This window comes from Streptomyces acidiscabies (assembly GCF_020010905.1).
Taxonomy (GTDB): Bacteria; Actinomycetota; Actinomycetes; order Streptomycetales; family Streptomycetaceae; genus Streptomyces; species Streptomyces acidiscabies.
On sequence record NZ_JAGJBY010000001.1, the window covers coordinates 2,940,782 to 2,957,682 of the forward strand.

General features: G+C 69.4%; 14 protein-coding genes and 1 tRNA gene. 6 read left to right on the forward strand and 9 right to left on the reverse strand.

Annotated elements, in window-relative coordinates:
- The first annotated feature begins 1 nt into the window (after position 1).
- From J8M50_RS13745 to J8M50_RS13755, 3 genes are read left to right on the forward strand one after another with little or no spacing between them, the layout of a single operon-like run.
- On the forward strand, positions 2-1,420 hold the full coding sequence (locus J8M50_RS13745) for a pyridoxal phosphate-dependent decarboxylase family protein (protein WP_010356546.1): 1,419 nt from the start codon (positions 2-4) through the stop codon (positions 1,418-1,420).
- Positions 1,417-2,823: a lysine N(6)-hydroxylase/L-ornithine N(5)-oxygenase family protein gene (locus tag J8M50_RS13750; RefSeq protein ID WP_010356548.1), complete on the forward strand. Its 1,407-nt coding sequence runs from the start codon at positions 1,417-1,419 to the stop codon at positions 2,821-2,823. The genes J8M50_RS13745 and J8M50_RS13750 overlap by 4 nt, the downstream gene beginning before the upstream one ends.
- 59 nt (positions 2,824-2,882) lie before the next feature.
- Complete coding sequence (locus J8M50_RS13755; RefSeq protein WP_010356550.1) at positions 2,883-3,857, forward strand: phage baseplate protein; 975 nt, start codon at positions 2,883-2,885, stop codon at positions 3,855-3,857.
- A 55-nt stretch (positions 3,858-3,912) separates the two neighbouring features.
- Here J8M50_RS13755 and J8M50_RS13760 read toward each other — a convergent pair whose 3' ends face one another.
- Positions 3,913-5,715: a bifunctional metallophosphatase/5'-nucleotidase gene (locus tag J8M50_RS13760; RefSeq protein ID WP_010356551.1), complete on the reverse strand. Its 1,803-nt coding sequence runs from the start codon at positions 5,713-5,715 to the stop codon at positions 3,913-3,915.
- A gap of 131 nt (positions 5,716-5,846) precedes the next feature.
- Here J8M50_RS13760 and J8M50_RS13765 point away from each other — a divergent pair, with 131 nt between their 5' ends.
- Together J8M50_RS13765 and pyk are read left to right on the forward strand one after the other, a co-directional pair.
- Positions 5,847-6,518: an SIMPL domain-containing protein gene (locus J8M50_RS13765; RefSeq protein ID WP_010356552.1), complete on the forward strand. Its 672-nt coding sequence runs from the start codon at positions 5,847-5,849 to the stop codon at positions 6,516-6,518.
- A gap of 123 nt (positions 6,519-6,641) precedes the next feature.
- Complete coding sequence (gene pyk / locus J8M50_RS13770; RefSeq protein WP_059046647.1) at positions 6,642-8,078, forward strand: pyruvate kinase; 1,437 nt, start codon at positions 6,642-6,644, stop codon at positions 8,076-8,078.
- Here the strand turns inward: pyk and J8M50_RS13775 are convergent.
- Both J8M50_RS13775 and J8M50_RS13780 read right to left on the reverse strand, forming a co-directional pair.
- Positions 7,993-9,231: a serine hydrolase domain-containing protein gene (locus J8M50_RS13775; RefSeq protein WP_078481279.1), complete on the reverse strand. Its 1,239-nt coding sequence runs from the start codon at positions 9,229-9,231 to the stop codon at positions 7,993-7,995. The genes pyk and J8M50_RS13775 overlap by 86 nt on opposite strands.
- 130 nt (positions 9,232-9,361) lie before the next feature.
- Positions 9,362-9,436: transfer RNA gene (locus tag J8M50_RS13780), tRNA-Leu, on the reverse strand.
- A gap of 100 nt (positions 9,437-9,536) precedes the next feature.
- Between J8M50_RS13780 and J8M50_RS13785 the strand changes: the two genes are divergently transcribed.
- The gene (locus J8M50_RS13785) at positions 9,537-10,190 is read left to right on the forward strand and encodes an ANTAR domain-containing response regulator (RefSeq protein ID WP_010358722.1); all 654 of its coding nucleotides are present in this window, start codon (positions 9,537-9,539) and stop codon (positions 10,188-10,190) included.
- Between the two features lie 61 nt (positions 10,191-10,251).
- On the opposite strand, the gene J8M50_RS13790 is transcribed toward J8M50_RS13785, so the two are convergent.
- The 6 genes from J8M50_RS13790 to J8M50_RS13815 form a co-directional block, all read right to left on the reverse strand.
- A complete protein-coding gene (locus J8M50_RS13790; protein ID WP_010358721.1) occupies positions 10,252-10,968 on the reverse strand; it encodes an ABC transporter ATP-binding protein in 717 nt (238 codons plus the stop codon).
- A complete protein-coding gene (locus tag J8M50_RS13795) occupies positions 10,965-11,807 on the reverse strand; it encodes an ABC transporter ATP-binding protein (RefSeq protein WP_010358720.1) in 843 nt (280 codons plus the stop codon). The genes J8M50_RS13790 and J8M50_RS13795 overlap by 4 nt, the downstream gene beginning before the upstream one ends.
- A 5-nt stretch (positions 11,808-11,812) precedes the next feature.
- The gene (locus J8M50_RS13800) at positions 11,813-13,633 is read right to left on the reverse strand and encodes a branched-chain amino acid ABC transporter permease (protein WP_010358719.1); all 1,821 of its coding nucleotides are present in this window, start codon (positions 13,631-13,633) and stop codon (positions 11,813-11,815) included.
- 5 nt (positions 13,634-13,638) lie between these two features.
- Positions 13,639-14,568: a branched-chain amino acid ABC transporter permease gene (locus tag J8M50_RS13805; RefSeq protein WP_010358718.1), complete on the reverse strand. Its 930-nt coding sequence runs from the start codon at positions 14,566-14,568 to the stop codon at positions 13,639-13,641.
- A 113-nt stretch (positions 14,569-14,681) separates the two neighbouring features.
- A complete protein-coding gene (locus J8M50_RS13810) occupies positions 14,682-15,914 on the reverse strand; it encodes a branched-chain amino acid ABC transporter substrate-binding protein (RefSeq protein WP_010358717.1) in 1,233 nt (410 codons plus the stop codon).
- Between the two features lie 494 nt (positions 15,915-16,408).
- On the reverse strand, positions 16,409-16,882 hold the full coding sequence (locus J8M50_RS13815) for a hotdog fold thioesterase (protein ID WP_010358716.1): 474 nt from the start codon (positions 16,880-16,882) through the stop codon (positions 16,409-16,411).
- Positions 16,883-16,901 lie beyond the last annotated feature (19 nt).

Consider the following 16,901-nt stretch of genomic DNA (forward strand, 5'->3'; position numbering starts at 1 on the left):
GATGCGCGCCGAAGGTGTCGGGGCCAGCGGGCTCGGGGCTGAGGCGGACCTCGGTGCCGGGGCCGAAGCGGCTCTCGCGCCCGGCGCCGCCGGAACCGAGGCCGGGGCCGGGGCGGCCCAGGTGTTCAGTGCTGTCGGAACTGAGGCCGGGCCTGGCGTTTCCGGGGCGGCCCTCGCGCTCGGCGCTGCCGGAGCCGAGGCGCTCGGGGCTGATGCTCCCCGGGCCGGTGCGCCGGGGCGCGAGACCGTGCCCGGTGCTGCCGGGGCTGAGGCGGCCCTCGCGCTCGGCGCTGCCGGAGCCGAGGTGCTTGGGGCTGATGCTCCCCGGGCCGGTGCGCCGGGGCGCGAGACCGTGCCCGGTGTTGCCGGGGCTGAGGCGGCCCTCGCGCTCGGCGCTGCCGGAGCCGAGGGGCTCGGGGCCGGTGCTTCCCGGGCTGGTGCGTCGGGGCGCCAGGCAGTCCCCGGCGCCTCCACCCCCGACGCCCTCGTCACCACCGGCGGTACCGAGTCCAACCACCTCGCCCTCCTCCTCGCCCGCGAAGCCCACGGCGCCTCCCTCCAACTCCTCTGTGGCGCCAACGCCCACCACTCCCTCCCCCGTGCCGCCTGGCTCCTCGGGCTCCCCGAACCCCTCGTCGTCCCCACCCCCGACGGCATCCTCGATCCCGCCGCCCTCGGCGAGGCCCTCGCCCGTCTCACCGGCCCCGGCCCCGTCGTCGTCGCCGCCACCGCAGGCACCACCGACGCCGGGCTCATCGACCCCCTCCCCGAGATCGCCGCCCAGTGCGCGGCCCACGGCGCCCGGCTGCACGTCGACGCGGCGTACGGCGGCGGCCTGCTGTTCAGCGCCCGGCACCGGGGCAAGCTCGCCGGGATACGGGCCGCCCACACCGTCACCCTCGACCTGCACAAGATCGGCTGGCAGCCGGTCGCGGCGGGCCTCCTCGCCGTACGGGACGGCAAGGACCTGGACGTCCTGCACCACCGGGCCGACTACCTCAACGCGGACGACGACACCGAAGCCGGCCTCCCCGACCTCCTCGGCCGCTCCCTGCGCACCACCCGCAGACCGGACGCCCTGAAGATCGCCGTCACCCTGAAGACCCTCGGCCGGACGGGACTCGCCGAACTCGTCGACCAAGTCTGCGACCTGGCACGCCAGTTCGCGGACCGCGTCGAAGAACGCCCCCGCTTCGAGCTGCACGCCCGCCCGGTCATCAGCACCGTCCTCTTCCGCCCCGTAGGAGCGGACGTCGCCGCAGTCCGCCGAACCCTCCTCGAACAGGGCACCGCCGTCCTCGGCAGGGCCCGCACCGGCGACGGACGGCTCTGGCTGAAGGCCACCCTCCTCAACCCCCACACCAGGCCGGCCGACCTCGACCGCCTCTTGGACCTCGTGGAAGGAACCACCCCCACATGACCGACGCCCCCACACCCCCCGACACCCCGCACGACCTCGTCGGGATCGGCATCGGCCCCGTCAACCTCTCCCTCGCCGCCCTCGCCCAGCCCCTCACCGGACTCGACGCCGTCTTCTACGAACAGCGCCCCGGCTTCGACTGGCACCCCGGCCTCCTCATCGACGGCGCCCGCGTACAGGTCCCCTTCCTGGCCGACCTGGTGACCCTCGCCGACCCCGCCAGCCCCTGGACCTTCCTCAACTACCTCAAGACCCGCGACCGCCTCTTCCCCTTCTACTTCGCCGAGCGCTCCCACATGCAGCGCGCCGAGTACGACGCCTACTGCCGCTGGGTCGCGGGCAACCTCCCCGGGCTCCACTTCCGCCACCAGGTCGACGCCGTCCGCTGGAACCCCGAACGCGCCCTGTTCGAGGTCGACTTCACCCAGCTCGACGCCGAAGGAGAGGCCGAGGCCCTCGGCCGCACGTACACGAAGAACGTCGCCCTCGGCGTCGGCACCGAACCCCACATCCCCGACGTCCTGCGCCCCCTCGTCGACGCGACCGGCGTCCCCGTCGTCCACGCCGCCGACTACCTCGACCACCGCGCTGCGTTCCTCGCCGCAGGCCACGTCACCGTCGTCGGCACCGGACAGTCCGGCGCGGAGATCTTCCTCGACCTCCTGCGCAACCGCCCCAAGGGCCGCGAACGCCTCCACTGGATCGGCCGCAGCGAAGCCTTCGCCCCCATGGAGTACTCCAAGCTCGGCCTCGAACACTTCACCCCCGACCACACCCGCTACTTCCACGCCCTCCCCGAACCCGTCCGCGACGAACTCCTCGCGAGACAGGGCCACTTGCACAAGGCGATCGACGCCCGCACCCTCGCCGAGATTCACGACGAGCTGTACGACCGCACCCTGCACGGCGGCTGGCCCGACACCGTCCTCACCCCCGGCGTCAAGGTCCGTACGGCCGGCCGCATCGCCACCACCAAGGTCGAACTCCACCTCGACCACGTCCAGCAGGGCACCCGCTCCCGCCTCACCACCGACGCCGTCATCCTCGCCACCGGCTACCAGGAGCGCCCCCTCGACCGCCTCCTCGCCGGACTCGACCCCTACCTCCGCCGCGACAACGCCGAACGGCCGCGCATCGACGAGGAGTTCCGCCTCGTCCTCGACCCCGTCGTCACCGGCAACGTCTACGTCCAGAACGCCGAACGCCACACCCACGGCGTCGGCGCCCCCGACCTCGGCCTCACCGCCTGGCGCAGCGCCACCATCCTCAACTCCCTGACGCGGAAAGAGACGTACCAGCTGCCCAACCGAACGGCCTTCACCACCTTCGGACTTGAGGCCAACCCCCGCGTACCGGCCGCCCGGCAGCCACGCGTCCTCACCCCGCTCGTCGAACCACGCTGACCGCACACCCCCGTGATGCAATGCTCCGGCATGTCCAACATCACGGGGGAGCAGCACACTTGAACCGACGACAGATACTCCTCGCGGCGACCGCCCTCGCCCTCACCCCGGCCGCAGCAGCCACCGCGGCCGTCCCCGCCTCACCCCGCCTCAACCTCACCACCACCAAACCCTGGCTCCACGAGGTCACCCTCAGCGAGACCCGCGTCCTCCAGTCCTTCGCCTTCGACAACACCAACAGGCGCCTCTACACAGCCCAGTTGACCCAAGGCGGACGCACCCTCACCGGCGAGACCGCACCCGTCACCGGCGCCGAACGCTCCAGGAACGGCGACCTCTGCATCACCCGCCTCGACTGGACCGGCACCGTCACCGGCCGCATGTACCTCAAGGGCTTCGGCCACGGCGTCTCCATCGCCGCCGAACCCGTCGGCACCAGCACCTACCTGTGGACCGAGACCGACGCGGTCCCCGACAGCGAGGACAACGGCTACGGCACCCGCGTCGCCCGCTTCCGCTTCACCGACGGCGCCGTCCTCACGACCGGCTCGACCCAGCTCGTCCGCTTCGACCCCGCCCCCGGCTCCGACCACAACACCGTCGCCCTGGACCCCGCCAACAGCCGTATCGCACACCGGAGTCGGACCGCAGGAACCTGGACGTACACCCTCCACGACCTCACCACCTTCAAGGCCGGCATCTTCACCCCCCTCGCGGCCATCACCCAGCCCGCCGTCCTCACCGGGCCCACCTTCCAGGGGTACGCCACCCTCGGCCGCCACCTCTACACCCTCGACGGAACCTCCTTCGGCGACGTCCACCTCACCGCGGTCGACTGGAACACCGGAGCCGTACTCGACCGGCAACTCACCGGCGTCGGACAGGAGTTGTTCTACCGCGAACCCGAGGGAATGGCGATCCAGCTCCCTGACGCCACGTCACCGGCCAGGCTGCACTTCGGACTTGCCTCGGAGAGATCACTGACCGAGACCGACAAGAAGGCGAGCTTCTACTACACGGACACGACGGTCTGAAAAAGAGGGGGGACCGCGGCATAGGCGGTCCCCCCTCATCAAACTCAACTCCCGCCTAGAACACCGGCGTTCCGTTCCGCGTCAGCTTCCAGTCCACCGACGCGAAGTCCTTCGGGTCCAGCACGCCCTTCGCCGTCACCCACTCCGAGATCCGCGTCCGGATCTCCGTAGACTCCGCCCACAGCTCCTGCGCCGCCGCCACGTGCGGGAACGCCCCGCCGCCGTTCGCCCGGTAGTTGTTCACCGCGAACACGAACTGCTGCGCGTCGTCCAGCGCCGCACCCTGGTAGCTGAGGTTCTTGATCCGCGACCCCACCGGCTGCGCGATGTCGATGTCGTACGAAAGACCCGACACGTAGTCGTAGTTGTAGTCCGGACGCCCGCCCGCGTTCGTCAGCTTCTCCACGTCCACGACCGCGTCCGGCGCCGTCTGGACGTAGTACTGCGCCGAGTACTCCAGGTACGCCCGGACCTGCGCGCCCGTCAGCAACTTCGCGACCAGCGTGTTGTCGTACACGTACAGGCTCGACAGGTCCCGGATCGTCACGTTCCCGGCCGGGATCTCCGAGGTGCGCGAGAACGGCGAGGCCTGCGCGATCACCGGCAGCGACGCGTGCGCCGTACCCGCCAGCGCGGCCTTCACGACGTCCTCCTGGACCTTCGTGATCAGGTCGATGATCGGGGCGTCCTTGTACCGCGCCTCGACCGTCGTCAGCGTCGCCGTGGCCGTGCCGACGACCTGGTTGACGTACTTCACGACCTTCGCGTGCTCGTCGCTCAGCAGCCGCGTGATCTTCGGGTCGTCCGCGACCGAATTCGAGTTCAGCACCTTCGACGAGACCGACTCGACGCTCCAGCGGCCCTTCTCCCGGACCAGCTCGATGTCGAACACCGACAGGCGCTCGGCGTACGCCAGCGGCTCCGAGAGGATCACCGTCTTGCCGGTCTTCTCGTTGACGACCTTCAGCTCCGGGAGCTCCACGTGCGCGTGGCCCACCAGGATCGCGTCGATGCCCGGCACCAGCCGCGCCACGTTCGCCGCCGCGTTCTCCACGTACGGCAGCTGGTCCCCGTACGACGACGTCCCCGAGGAACCCGAGTGCGCCGACACGATCACGACGTCCGCGCCCAGCGACCGCAGCTTCGGGACGTACTTCGCGGCCTGCTCCTCAAGCCCCGGGAACGCCAGCTTGCCCTGCACGTACGCCTTGTCCCAGATCGCGATGCCCGGGTTCGTGAGACCGAGGATCGCGACCTTCACCGGCGGCGCCCCCTTCGGGCACACCGTCTTGATGACGTAGGGCGGGAACGCGGGCTTGAGGGTCTTCGCGTCCACCGCGTTCGCGCCCAGCAGCGGGAAGCGCAGCTGCGACTCGAACTTGCGCAGCGTCTCGATGCCGTAGTTGAACTCGTGGTTGCCGAGCGCCGCCGCGTCGTACCCGATCGCGTTCATCGCCTGCGCCATCGGGTGCACCGGGCCGCCCTTGGCGGTGATCGGGTCGACCTTCGCGTAGTAGTACGTCAGCGGGGTGCCCTGGATCGTGTCGCCCGCGTCGATCAGGAGCGTGTTGTGGCGGCCCTTCTCCGCGCGCAGCTGGTTCACCAGCGTCGAGATCCGGGCCAGGCCCTGGGCGTTGCCGGCCGTGTCCTTGTACTCCGCGTCCTTGAAGTAGTCCCAGTTGAAGACGTGACCGTGCAGGTCGGTCGTGCCCATGACCGTCAGCGAGTAGCGCTTCTTCGGCGAGGGCTTCGGGGTCTTCCCGGCGGCCTGCGCCGGAGCCGCCGCCGCACCCGCGATCGCCACCCCCGCCCCGGTCACGGCGGACTTCTTCAGAAACTTACGGCGGTTCAAAGGCATATCTCGCACTCCTCGGGGAATCGTCAACGACGCGCGTAGATTCTGACCCGTCCATGACCCTCGGCAACAGGTCCGGAAGGTTGCGATCAGGTGACCTGACGGGGTCGGCCGGACGTGCGACAGTGTGCCGTATGACGAACGGCACCGCTGAGGCACCGCTGCTGACGGTCCGGGGCGAGGCAGGCATCGAGACGGACCCCGAGGTCGCCCGGGTCGGCGTGAGTGTCGGCGCCGAAGGACTCGACCGACGGCAGGTCCTCGACGACCTCACCCGCGCCAACACCCTCGCCCTCGACCTCATCACCTCCTACGGCGACGCCGTCGAACGCGTCTCCACCGGCGGCCTCTCCGTCGCCCCCGCCTTCGTCCTCGACGACCGGGGCCAGGTCATGGGCTACCAGGGACGCGTCCACATCGGCGTCCGCGTCACCGACTTCACCGCCCTCGGCGAACTCGTCACCCGCCTCGCCGAGCTCGACCTCATCTCCGTGGACGGCCCCTCCTGGGAACTGCGCCACGACTCACCCGTCCCTGGCGAGGTCCGCCGCGCCGCCGTCCGCGAAGCCGTCCGGCGCGCCCGCGAGTACGCCGACGCGCTCGGCACCACCCTCGCCGCGCTCCTCGAACTCTCCGACGAAGGGGGGCGCGCGGCACGCCCTCGCGCCGAGGCCGCCTTCGCGCAGCGGACACGGAGCGTGTCCCTCGGGCAACCCGCGCCCCTCGACCTCGAACTGCCCCAGCTCTGGGTCGAGGCCGCCGTCATTGCCCGTTTCACCCTCCGTCCGCCCGCCCTCGACGCATGAAATACGCTCATCGGAGCGGTCGTGCGCACACTTCGCGGCTTGTCAATAACCCTTCACGCAAAGGTTGTTGAGTAGTCATTCGCGGCCAATGGCCTACCCGGCGGTAGGGCCTAGGCTCGGACCATGCGCCGAGCGAAGATCGTCTGCACCCTGGGGCCCGCCACCGACTCGTACGACCAGATCAAGGCCCTGGTCGACGCCGGAATGGACATCGCCCGCCTCAATCTCAGCCACGGCAGCCACGCGGAGCACGAGGACCGGCTCCACCGCGTCCGCAAGGCCGCCGAGGAGGCCGGACGGGGCGTCGGCATCCTCGCCGACCTCCAGGGACCCAAGATCCGCCTCGGCACGTTCGCCGAAGGACCCGTCCTCCTGGAACGCGGCGACACCTTCACGATCACCGTCGAGGAAGGCGCCCAGGGCGACGGCCACTCCTGCGGTACGACCTACGCCGGGCTCGCCGCCGACGTCACTCCCGGTGAACGCGTCCTCGTCGACGACGGCAAGGTCTGCCTCGAAGTGACCTCCGTCGACGGGCCCCGCGTCCACACCACCGTCGTCGAAGGCGGCATGGTCTCCGACCACAAGGGCCTCAACCTCCCCGGCGTCGCCGTCTCCGTCCCCGCGCTCTCCGACAAGGACGAGGCCGACCTCCGCTGGGCGCTGCGCCACGGCGCCGACATCATCGCCCTCTCCTTCGTCCGCAGCGGCAAGGACATCGACGACGTCCACCGCATCATGGACGAGGAACAGCGCCGCCTCCCCGTCATCGCCAAGGTCGAGAAGCCCCAGGCCGTCGACGCCATCGAGGACATCGTCGCCGCGTTCGACGGGATCATGGTCGCGCGCGGAGACCTCGGCGTCGAGATGCCCCTGGAACAGGTCCCGCTCGTCCAGAAGCGCGCCGTCAAACTCGCCAGGCGCAACGCCAAGCCGGTCATCGTCGCGACCCAGATGCTCGACTCGATGATCGAGAACTCGCGCCCGACGCGCGCGGAGGCGTCCGACGTCGCCAACGCCGTCATCGACGGCACCGACGCCGTGATGCTCTCCGGCGAGACCAGCGTCGGCAAGTACCCCATCGAGACGGTCCGCACGATGGCGAAGATCGTCGAAGCGGCCGAGGAGGACATCCTCGCGAAGGGGCTCCCGCCGCTGACGGACCACAACAAACCCCGCACACAGGGAGGCGCGGTGGCCCGGGCGGCTGCCGAGATCGGCGACTTCCTGGGCGCCAAGTACCTGGTCGCCTTCACACAGACCGGCGACACGGTCCGCCGCCTCTCCCGTTACCGCTCCCCGATCCCGGTCCTGGCGTTCACGCCGGTGGCTTCCACGCGGGCGCAGCTGAGCGTGAGTTGGGGCGTGGAGACACTGCTCGGCCCGTGGGTCGACTCCACCGACGCGATGGTGGAACAGGTCGACGAACTGCTCCTCAAGCACGGTCTCTGCCAGAAGGGCGACGTCGTCGTCATCACGGCGGGGTCGCCGCCCGGGGTGTCGGGGGCGACGAACATGGTGCGGGTGCACCACATCGGCGAGGACGACAGCCCCCGGTAGAGCGGGTGAGCAGGTCGGCCACCCGGGCGATGAGCCGACTCTCGTCGCCGCTGCGGGCGGTCGTCGGGTGGTACGCGAGGACGAAGCGGCGCTGCTGGTCACGGCTGGAGAACGCGGCGTTCTTGTAGCCGTACGTCTCCCCGGTCTTGCCCCAGAGGGTGACGCCGTTGACGGTGGCCCGCTGTAGTCCGGTGCTGTAGCGGGCCGGGGAGCCGTCCAGCATCAGCACGTCGTCCGGCGGCAGGGTGAACATCAGCCGGAGCAGCTCGGGCGGGAGCAGCTCGCCCGAGAACAGGGCGGTGAGCATCCGGTCGAGGTCGCCCGTGGTGGAGATCATGTCGCCCTCTCCCCGGCTGGACGACTGGTCGTACGTGGTGATGTCCCGCAAGCTCGCGTCGGCCATGCGCAGATAGCCGTGCACGTGCGGCCCGTGGATGCGCGGGTCGTTCCCGGGCACGACGGTACGAGTCAGGCCCAGCGGACGCAGGATGCGTTCCGCCACCACCTCGCCGTACGAGCGGCCGGTCACCTTCTCGACGATCAGCGCGGCCAGTACGTAATTGACGCCCCGGTACTCCTGCCGGGAGCCCGGGGCGAACTTCAGCGGCCCGTGCGTAGCCGTCGCCACCCACTCGCGCGGCGTCCAGTGGTCGAAACGATGCCGGAAGACGTCCTCGGCGGACTCAGGCTCCGGGATACCGACGTGATCAGGCAGCCCGCTGGTGTGGTTCAACAACTGCGCCACGGTGACAGCAGCGAACCGCTCGGGCAGCAACCCCGGCAGCACCCGCCACACCGGCGAGTCCAGAGAGACCCGCCCCTCCGCCACCAACTGCAACACCACGGTGGCGACAAAGACCTTGGTAACGCTGCCGATCCGGACCTTGTCGTACGCGGTCACCGGACGCCTCGTACGGAGGTCGGCGACCCCGGAGGAGCCGCTCCAGCGGCCAGCCGCACCACCGACGAGCAACTGGGCCGCGGTCGACGGCGGGTGCTCCAGATCATCGATCGCCGCTCGCAGAGCGATCGGGTCCAAGGGCGGGAACGGCGAGGTCGAGGCGGCGGCGGGATGAGCGGGCAGCAGGAGGGTGCCGGCCAGCGCGGCTGCGGAACCCACAAAGGACCGGCGTGACATGCGCGTTGAGACCATGCGCTCCACACTGCCGACGCACAGATCCCCGAGCATCGGGGTCCACCCTGGAATGAACCCTGATATGCAAAAAGCGGAAGATCATCGAACTGTGATCTTCCGCATCGCTTCCTTCGAATCGAAGGAAAAGTGCCCCGGGTCGGACTCGAACCGACACTGTATGGGTTTTGAATCCATTGCCTGCTGCCAATTGGGCTACCGGGGCCCGCAGAATCGAAGGTTTCCCGTGACCTGCTGTGCCCCCACCTTACCGCAGCTAGGTACGCTCTTGTCAGCAGTACCCCTGCCCCGACCAAGGAGCCCCCGTGACCGCCGAGTCGCCCCAGCCCGTAGACGCGCCCGACGACGACAAGTCGCACGTGCCTCCGCTGACGACCCGCGTCGTCATTGCCGAGGACGAGGCGTTGATCCGTCTCGATCTGAAGGAGATGCTGGAGGAGGAGGGGTACGCGGTTGTCGGGGAGGCCGGGGACGGGGAGCAGGCGATTGAGCTGGCCCGCGAGCACAAGCCGGACCTGGTGATCCTGGACGTGAAGATGCCCAAGCTGGACGGCATCTCCGCGGCCGAGAAGATCGCCGAGGAGCGGATCGCCCCGGTGCTGATGCTGACCGCGTTCTCGCAGCGGGACCTGGTCGAGCGCGCGCGGGACGCGGGGGCGATGGCGTACCTCGTGAAGCCGTTCAGCAAGAGCGACGTCGTCCCGGCGATCGAGATGGCCGTCTCGCGGTTCACGGAGCTGAAGGAGCTGGAGAACGAGGTCGCCGACCTCACCCAGCGCCTGGAGACCCGCAAGCTGGTCGACCGCGCGAAGTCGATCCTCCAGACCGAGTACGGCCTGACGGAGCCGGCCGCGTTCCGCTGGATCCAGAAGACGTCGATGGACCGCCGCATGTCGATGCAGCAGGTCGCGGAGGCGGTCATCCTGGACGCGGACGAGAAGAAGTCCGCGAAGGGCTAAACGGTACGACGATGGCGGGCACCCCCGGCGCCGGGGATGCCCGCCATCGTCGTACCCGTGCTCAGTCCTCGCCGAGGTACGCCTTGCGTACCGACTCGTCGTGGAGGAGGTCCTGGCCCGTGCCGGACAGGACGATGTTGCCGACCTCCATGACGTGGCCGTGGTCCGCGAGGGAGAGGGCGGCCTGGGCGTTCTGCTCGATGAGGAGGATCGTCATGCCCTGGGACTTCAGCTCGGCGATCGTGGCCATGATCTTCTGCATCATGATGGGGGAGAGCCCCATCGAGGGCTCGTCCAGCATCAGGAGCTTGGGCTGCGACATCAGGGCGCGGCCCATCGCCAGCATCTGCTGCTCGCCCCCCGAGAGGGTGCCCGCCGCCTGCTTGCGGCGTTCGCCCAGGATCGGGAAGAGGTCGTAGGCGCGCTGGATGTCCTGCTCGATGCCGGGCTTGTCGCTGCGCAGGAAGGCACCGAGGCGGAGGTTGTCCTCGATGGTCATGCGGGGGAAGATGTGCCGCCCCTCGGGCGAGTGCGCGAGCCCCAGGGAGACGATCTGGTGCGCGGGGATCTTCTTCAGGGACTTGCCGTTGAAGCGGATCTGCCCGCCGACCGGCTTGAGGAGCCCGGAGAGCGTGCGCAGGGTGGTCGTCTTGCCGGCCCCGTTGGTGCCGATGAGGGTGACGACCTCACCTTCGTCGACGCTGAAGGAGATGCCCTTGACGGCCTCGATCTTGCCGTAGGCGACGCGGAGGTCTTCGACTTCGAGCAGCGCGGTCACTTCGCGCCTCCTTCGGTGGTGCTGTGGGCCTCCGCCGCTTCGACCTCGGCGACTTCCTCGGCGCCGGGCGCGTCCTCGAAGGGTTCGCCGAGGTACGCGGCGACGACGCGTTCGTCCCCCTGGACGGTGGCGCTGTCGCCCTCGATGAGCTTCTCGCCCTGGACGAGGACGGCGACACGGTCGCAGAGGTTGAAGATGAACCGCATGTCGTGCTCGATGACGAGGACGGCGATGCCCTGGTCGCGGATGGCGAAGACCAGCTCCTCGGTGGCGCGGGTCTCCTGGGGGTTCATGCCGGCGGTGGGCTCGTCGAGGAGGAGCAGCCCGGGTTCGCTGGCGAGGGCGCGCGCGATCTCCAGCTTGCGCTGTTCGCCGTAGGGCAGGTTGCGCGCGAGGTGGTCGGCCTTGTCCGCGAGGCCGACGAACTGGAGGAGTTCCATGCCGCGTTCGCGGGAGGCGGCCTCGGCCCGGTGGAAGGAGGGCAGGCGCAGGACGGCTGACCAGAACCCTTCCTTCGTCCGGGTGTGGCGGCCGACGAGGACGTTCTCCAGGACGGTCATGTTGGCGAAGAGCCGGATGTTCTGGAAGGTGCGGGCGATGCCGGCGGCGGTGACCTTGAAGGACTTGGCCGGCAGGACGGTGTCCTTGTAGCGGACCTCGCCCTCGGTGGGGACGTACAGGCCGGTGAGGCAGTTGAAGAAGGTCGTCTTGCCGGCACCGTTGGGCCCGATGAGCCCGACGATCTCGCCGCTGTTGACGGTGAGGTCGACGTTCCGTACGGCGGTGAGGCCGCCGAAGCGCATGGTGACGCCGCGTGCGTCGAGGACGGTGTTCGTCATGGTCGTCAGGCCCCTGCCTTGCTGAGGACGGTGGGCGCTTCGGCCTCTTCGTGGAACTCCAGTTGGCGGCGGCGGTTGGGGATCAGGCCTTCGGGCCGGAAGCGCATGATGAGGATGAGTGCGACGCCGAAGCTGAAGAGCTGGTACTCGCCGAGGAACTGGAGCTTGTTGGGGATGAGGAAGAGGAGCGCCGCGCCGACGAGGGGTCCGCTGATGGTGCCCATGCCGCCGAGGACGACGGCGGCCAGCAGGAACGCGGAGTTGGGCGGCGAGGAGCTGGCGAAGACGTACTGGTCCGGGGTGACGGCGTAGCTGACGTGGGCCTGGACGGTGCCGGCGAGGCCGGCGAGGGTGGCGCCGACGGCGAAGGCGATGAGCTTGACGCGGAAGCCGTTGATGCCCATGGCGAGGGCGGCGGTCTCGTCCTCGCGGATGGCGATCCAGGCGCGGCCGATGCGGGAGTCGCTGCTGCGCCGGAAGACGACGATGACGACGGCGGTGATGAGGAGCATCAGCAGGAAGTAGTTGGCGAAGCGGCCGATGGTGAAGCCCGCGATGTCGTGCGGGATACCGAGGTCGAAGCCGAAGATCTTCAGGTCGGGGATGGAGACGACGCCGTTGGAGCCGTTGGTGACCTTGGGACCGGAGGTGCCGTCGAGGTTGTTGACGGTGATGCGGAAGATCTCGCCGAAGCCGAGGGTGACGATGGCGAGGTAGTCGCCGCGCAGCCGCAGCGTCGGGGCGCCGATGAGGACGCCGAAGACGAGGGAGGCGGCGGCGCCGACGAGGACGGCGGCCCAGAAGGGGAAGTGGACGTCGATCGGCGAGGTGGTGCTGCCGGAGACGAGGGCGGCGGCGTAGGCGCCGACGCCGAGGAAGGCGACGTATCCGAGGTCGAGGAGCCCGGCGAGGCCGACGACGATGTTCAGGCCGAGGGCGACGGTGGCGAAGATGAGGATCTGGACGCCGATGGTTGCGTACTGGTCGTCGGTCTGGGTGAAGGGGAAGAGCGCGGCGGTGATGAAGCCGCCGGTGATGGTGATGCTCTGGTGGCGTGAGGTGATCTGGGAGGCGTGGGCGACGAGGCCGGCCTTGTTGAGGGCGGCGAAGCCGAACCCTGCCGTGATCAGGAAGCCGATGAAGAGTTCGTCGTACTCGGTGCCGATGCCGTAGGTGAAGACGGTGAGGCCGAGGGCGAGGACGGCGATGATGATGAGGATCTCGGCGTACGGGGGGAGCGCGCGGACCTGCCCCGGTGCGTCGGCGCCGAAGGCGGCCTTGACGGTCGTCCACTGGTGGCGGGCGCGGTGCTTGAACTGTTCCCAGCCGCTGTCGTCGGGGTCGATCGGGTCGGGCGCGGGATGCTCGAAGGGCAGGGCGAGGGCGCCGGTCAGGGCGATGAGGGTGGCCGCTGCGGCGACGTAGGCGCCGGGTTCGAGGTTGACGACGCCGCCGAGGTCGGTGCTGATCGCGATGACCGTGTACCAGGTGGTGGCGAAGCCGGCGAGGGCGGCGAACTTGACGGCCGCGTCGCCGCCGGCCGGGGTGAGCCAGGCCAGGCCCTTCACGCCGTACGAGGAGAGGGTGAAGAGGGCGGTCAGGGCGGCGGCGACGAGGACGAGGACCTGGAGGCCGCCGGGGTAGCCGTAGACGGTGAGGTCGCCGGGGAAGTCGCCGGTCCAGGTCCAGGCGAGGAAGGTCGAGACGATGGCCAGCGCGCTGCCGCCGAGGGCGAGGGCGCGGCCGGTCTTCTCGGGGAGGGCGACGAGTCCGGCGGACGCGGGCGCGGTGTCCGGGGTCTTCGGTGCGGTGGTCTGTGTCGTCATGGGTGTCACGCCCTGTCCGCGACGCGCTCGCCGAGCAGGCCCTGTGGCCTGAACAGCAGTACGAGGATGAGGAGTACGAAGGCCCAGACGTCGGCCCAGGACTGGCTGCCGAACTTGTCCATGCCGGGGATGTCGGCGACGTAGGCGGTGGTGAGGGTCTCGGCGATGCCGAGGACGACGCCGCCGATCATGGCGCCGTAGATGTTGCCGATACCGCCGAGGACGGCCGCGGTGAACGCCTTGAGGCCGAGGAGGAAGCCCATCTTGAAGTCGATCTGGCCGTACTTGAGGCCGTAGGCGACGGCTCCGACGGCGGCGAAGGTGGCGCCGAGGGCGAAGGCGAGGACGATGATGCGGTCGGTGTTGACGCCCATCAGCTTCGCCGTGTCGGGGTCCTGGGCGGTGGCCTGCATGCCGCGGCCGGTGCGGGTCTTCATCACGAAGTAGGCGAGGAAGGCCATGGAGAGGGGGGCGGCGCAGAGCAGGAAGATGTCACCGGTCTGGATGGTGACGTCGCCGAGTTCGAAGGGGCCGCCGGGGATCTCCGGGAAGGTGCGCGCCGACTTGGCGTCGGGGTACCAGGCCCAGACCGCCTGCTGGAGGGCGAGGGAGAGGCCGATCGCCGTGATGAGGGGGGCGAGGCGGGGGCCGCCGCGCAGGGGTCGGTACGCGAAGCGTTCGGCGCCGACCGCGATGGTGACGGCGACGACGATCGCGCCGACGATCATCAGGGGCAGGGCGAGCCACATGGTCGTGCCGCTCGGGAGCCAGAGCCAGACCGTGAGCGCGCCGAAGCCGCCGGTCATGAAGATCTCGCCGTGGGCGAAGTTGATGAGCTGGACGATGCCGTACACCATCGTGTAGCCGATGGCGACGAGCCCGTACATGGCTCCTAGTAGCAAGCCGTTGACCAGCTGCTGCGGCAGTTCGTTCACCGCATGTCCTCCGAGACGGTCGTGTGTGACGGTGGCCGGATGCGAGTGCGCGCGGGGCGCTGTTGGAACAGCGCCCCGCGCGGCTCGTCGTGAGGGGGGTGTGGCTAGGTGTGTCAGCCGCCGTTGTAGGTGCCGGTGGTGACGGTCTTCCAGGCGCCGGCCGTGACGGAGTAGACGGTGAGCTGCTTGTTGGTCGCGTCGCCGAACTCGTCGAAGGAGACCTTGCCGGTCACGCCGTCGAAGGAGACGTTCTGCATGGCGGCGAGGATCTTGGCGCGGGGGTCGGCGGGGAGCTTGCCGCCGTTGTCGTCGACGACCTTCTTGACGGCCTCGATGATCGCCCAGGCGCTGTCGTACGAGTAGCCGCCGTAGGCGGAGTAGCCGTCGGTGTAGCCGCCGGCCTTGTAGTCGTCGATGAACTTCTTGGCGGAGGGCAGTGACTCGACGGGGGCGCCGACGGAGGTCGCGATGTCGCCGTTGCCGGTGGCGCCGGCGAGCGCGATGAACTTGTCGTCCTTGATGCCGTCGCCGCCGACCAGCGGGACGTTCGCGCCGCCCGCCTTGATCTGCTTGGAGAGCGGGCCGGCCTGCGGGTACTCGCCGCCGTAGTAGACGACGTCGGCGCCGGAGGCCTTGACCTTGGCGGCGACCGCGGAGAAGTCCTTGGCGTCCGGGTTGATGTGCTCGGTGCCGACGACCTGGCCGCCGAGCTTCTTGAACTCGGCGGTGAAGGTGCCCGCGAGGCCGGCGCCGTACGCCTTCTTGTCGTCGATGACGAAGACCTTGGTCTTCTTCGCCGTGTTGTGGACGTACTGCGCGGCGAACGGGCCCTGGATGGCGTCCGTGGTCGCGGTGCGGTAGAACGACTTGAACTGGCGGACCTTCTTGGTCGCCCAGTCCGGGCCCTGGGTCAGGATCGGGCCGGTGGTGGCCGGGGAGATCTGGACCAGGCTCGCGGCCTCGAAGATCTTCTGCATCGTGACGGCGACGCTGGTGTTCAGCGGGCCGACGACGCCGATGACGTTCTTGTCGGCGACGAACTTCGTGGCGTTCTGCTGGCCGGGGGCGGACAGGCCCTGGTCGTCGAGGGGCTGGATCTTGAAGGTGACGCCCTTGACGAACTCCTGCTTGTTCGCGATCTTCGTCGCGAGGTCGGCGGAGTTGCGCATACCGAGACCCATGGCGGACAGGTCGCCGCTGATCGGGGCGTCCAGGCCGATGGTGACGGTGGTGGTGCCGTCCGAGCCGGACTTGTCACCGCTGTCGTCGCGCGAGCCACAGGCGGTCAGAGTGAGAGAGCCCGCCGCCAGTGCGGCGGTGATGGCGATGAACGAGCGTTGACGCACGATCCAGTCCTTTCCCTGGCACGGCCCTCCCCCCTGGAAGTGGCCGAGTCAGGCGTTGACCGGAGGGGTATTCCGGCCGCGCCGTGACTGGCCGTGACTCTAAGCGGGTGTGGATACCTGGAGGAGACTCTGGCCAATGCTGTGACGCTCTTGTTATGACACGGGGTAATGCAGAGCGGTACTGGAAGGGTGGAACAGTGGAATTCGAGCCGGTTCGTTCCGTCCGCATGGTGAGAACGTGCAGGACCGGGCGGGTGTGGTTCAGGAGTCTGGGGCGTTTTGCTGATGACGGAATTCGTTGCCGCAGGCTCTTGTCCGGCTGGGGTCGCTATATTGCGTCCTCATTACGCAGGGTTACGTTCATGAAAGGGAATCGGACGTTCCTGATCGCTTTTCCGTATTCCGTCGCCCGTATCGGGCCGCGAAAAACACCGCAGGTCCGCACCCCGGAGCGGGGTGCGGACCTGCATCGATATACGGCGGACGGTGACCGGCTACCGGACGGACGGCGCCTGGTCGCCCGCGCCGATGTCACGCAGAAGACAGGTCAGCCGCGCCGTGCACACCCGCCGCCCCGCCTCGTCGGTGATGACGATCTCGTACGTCGCCGTCGAGCGCCCCCGGTGCACGGGCGTGGCCACGCCGGTCACCAGGCCGGAGCGCACACCCCGGTGGTGCGTGCAGTTCAGGTCCACGCCCACAGCCAGTCTCGTGCTCCCGCCGTGCAGCATCGCGCCGACCGAGCCGAGGGTCTCGGCCAGCACCGCCGAGGCGCCGCCGTGCAGCAGCCCGTACGGCTGGGTGTTGCCCTCCACCGGCATCGTGCCCACCACCTGGTCCGCGGACGCCTGGACGATCTCGACGCCCATCCGGGTGCCGAGATGGCCCGCGGAGAACAGGGACGGCAGGTCGACGCCGAGTGCGGCGTACTCGTCGACGACCTCTTGCGGGAACGTCTGCTCGGCCATGGCATCCGGCTTTCGTCTC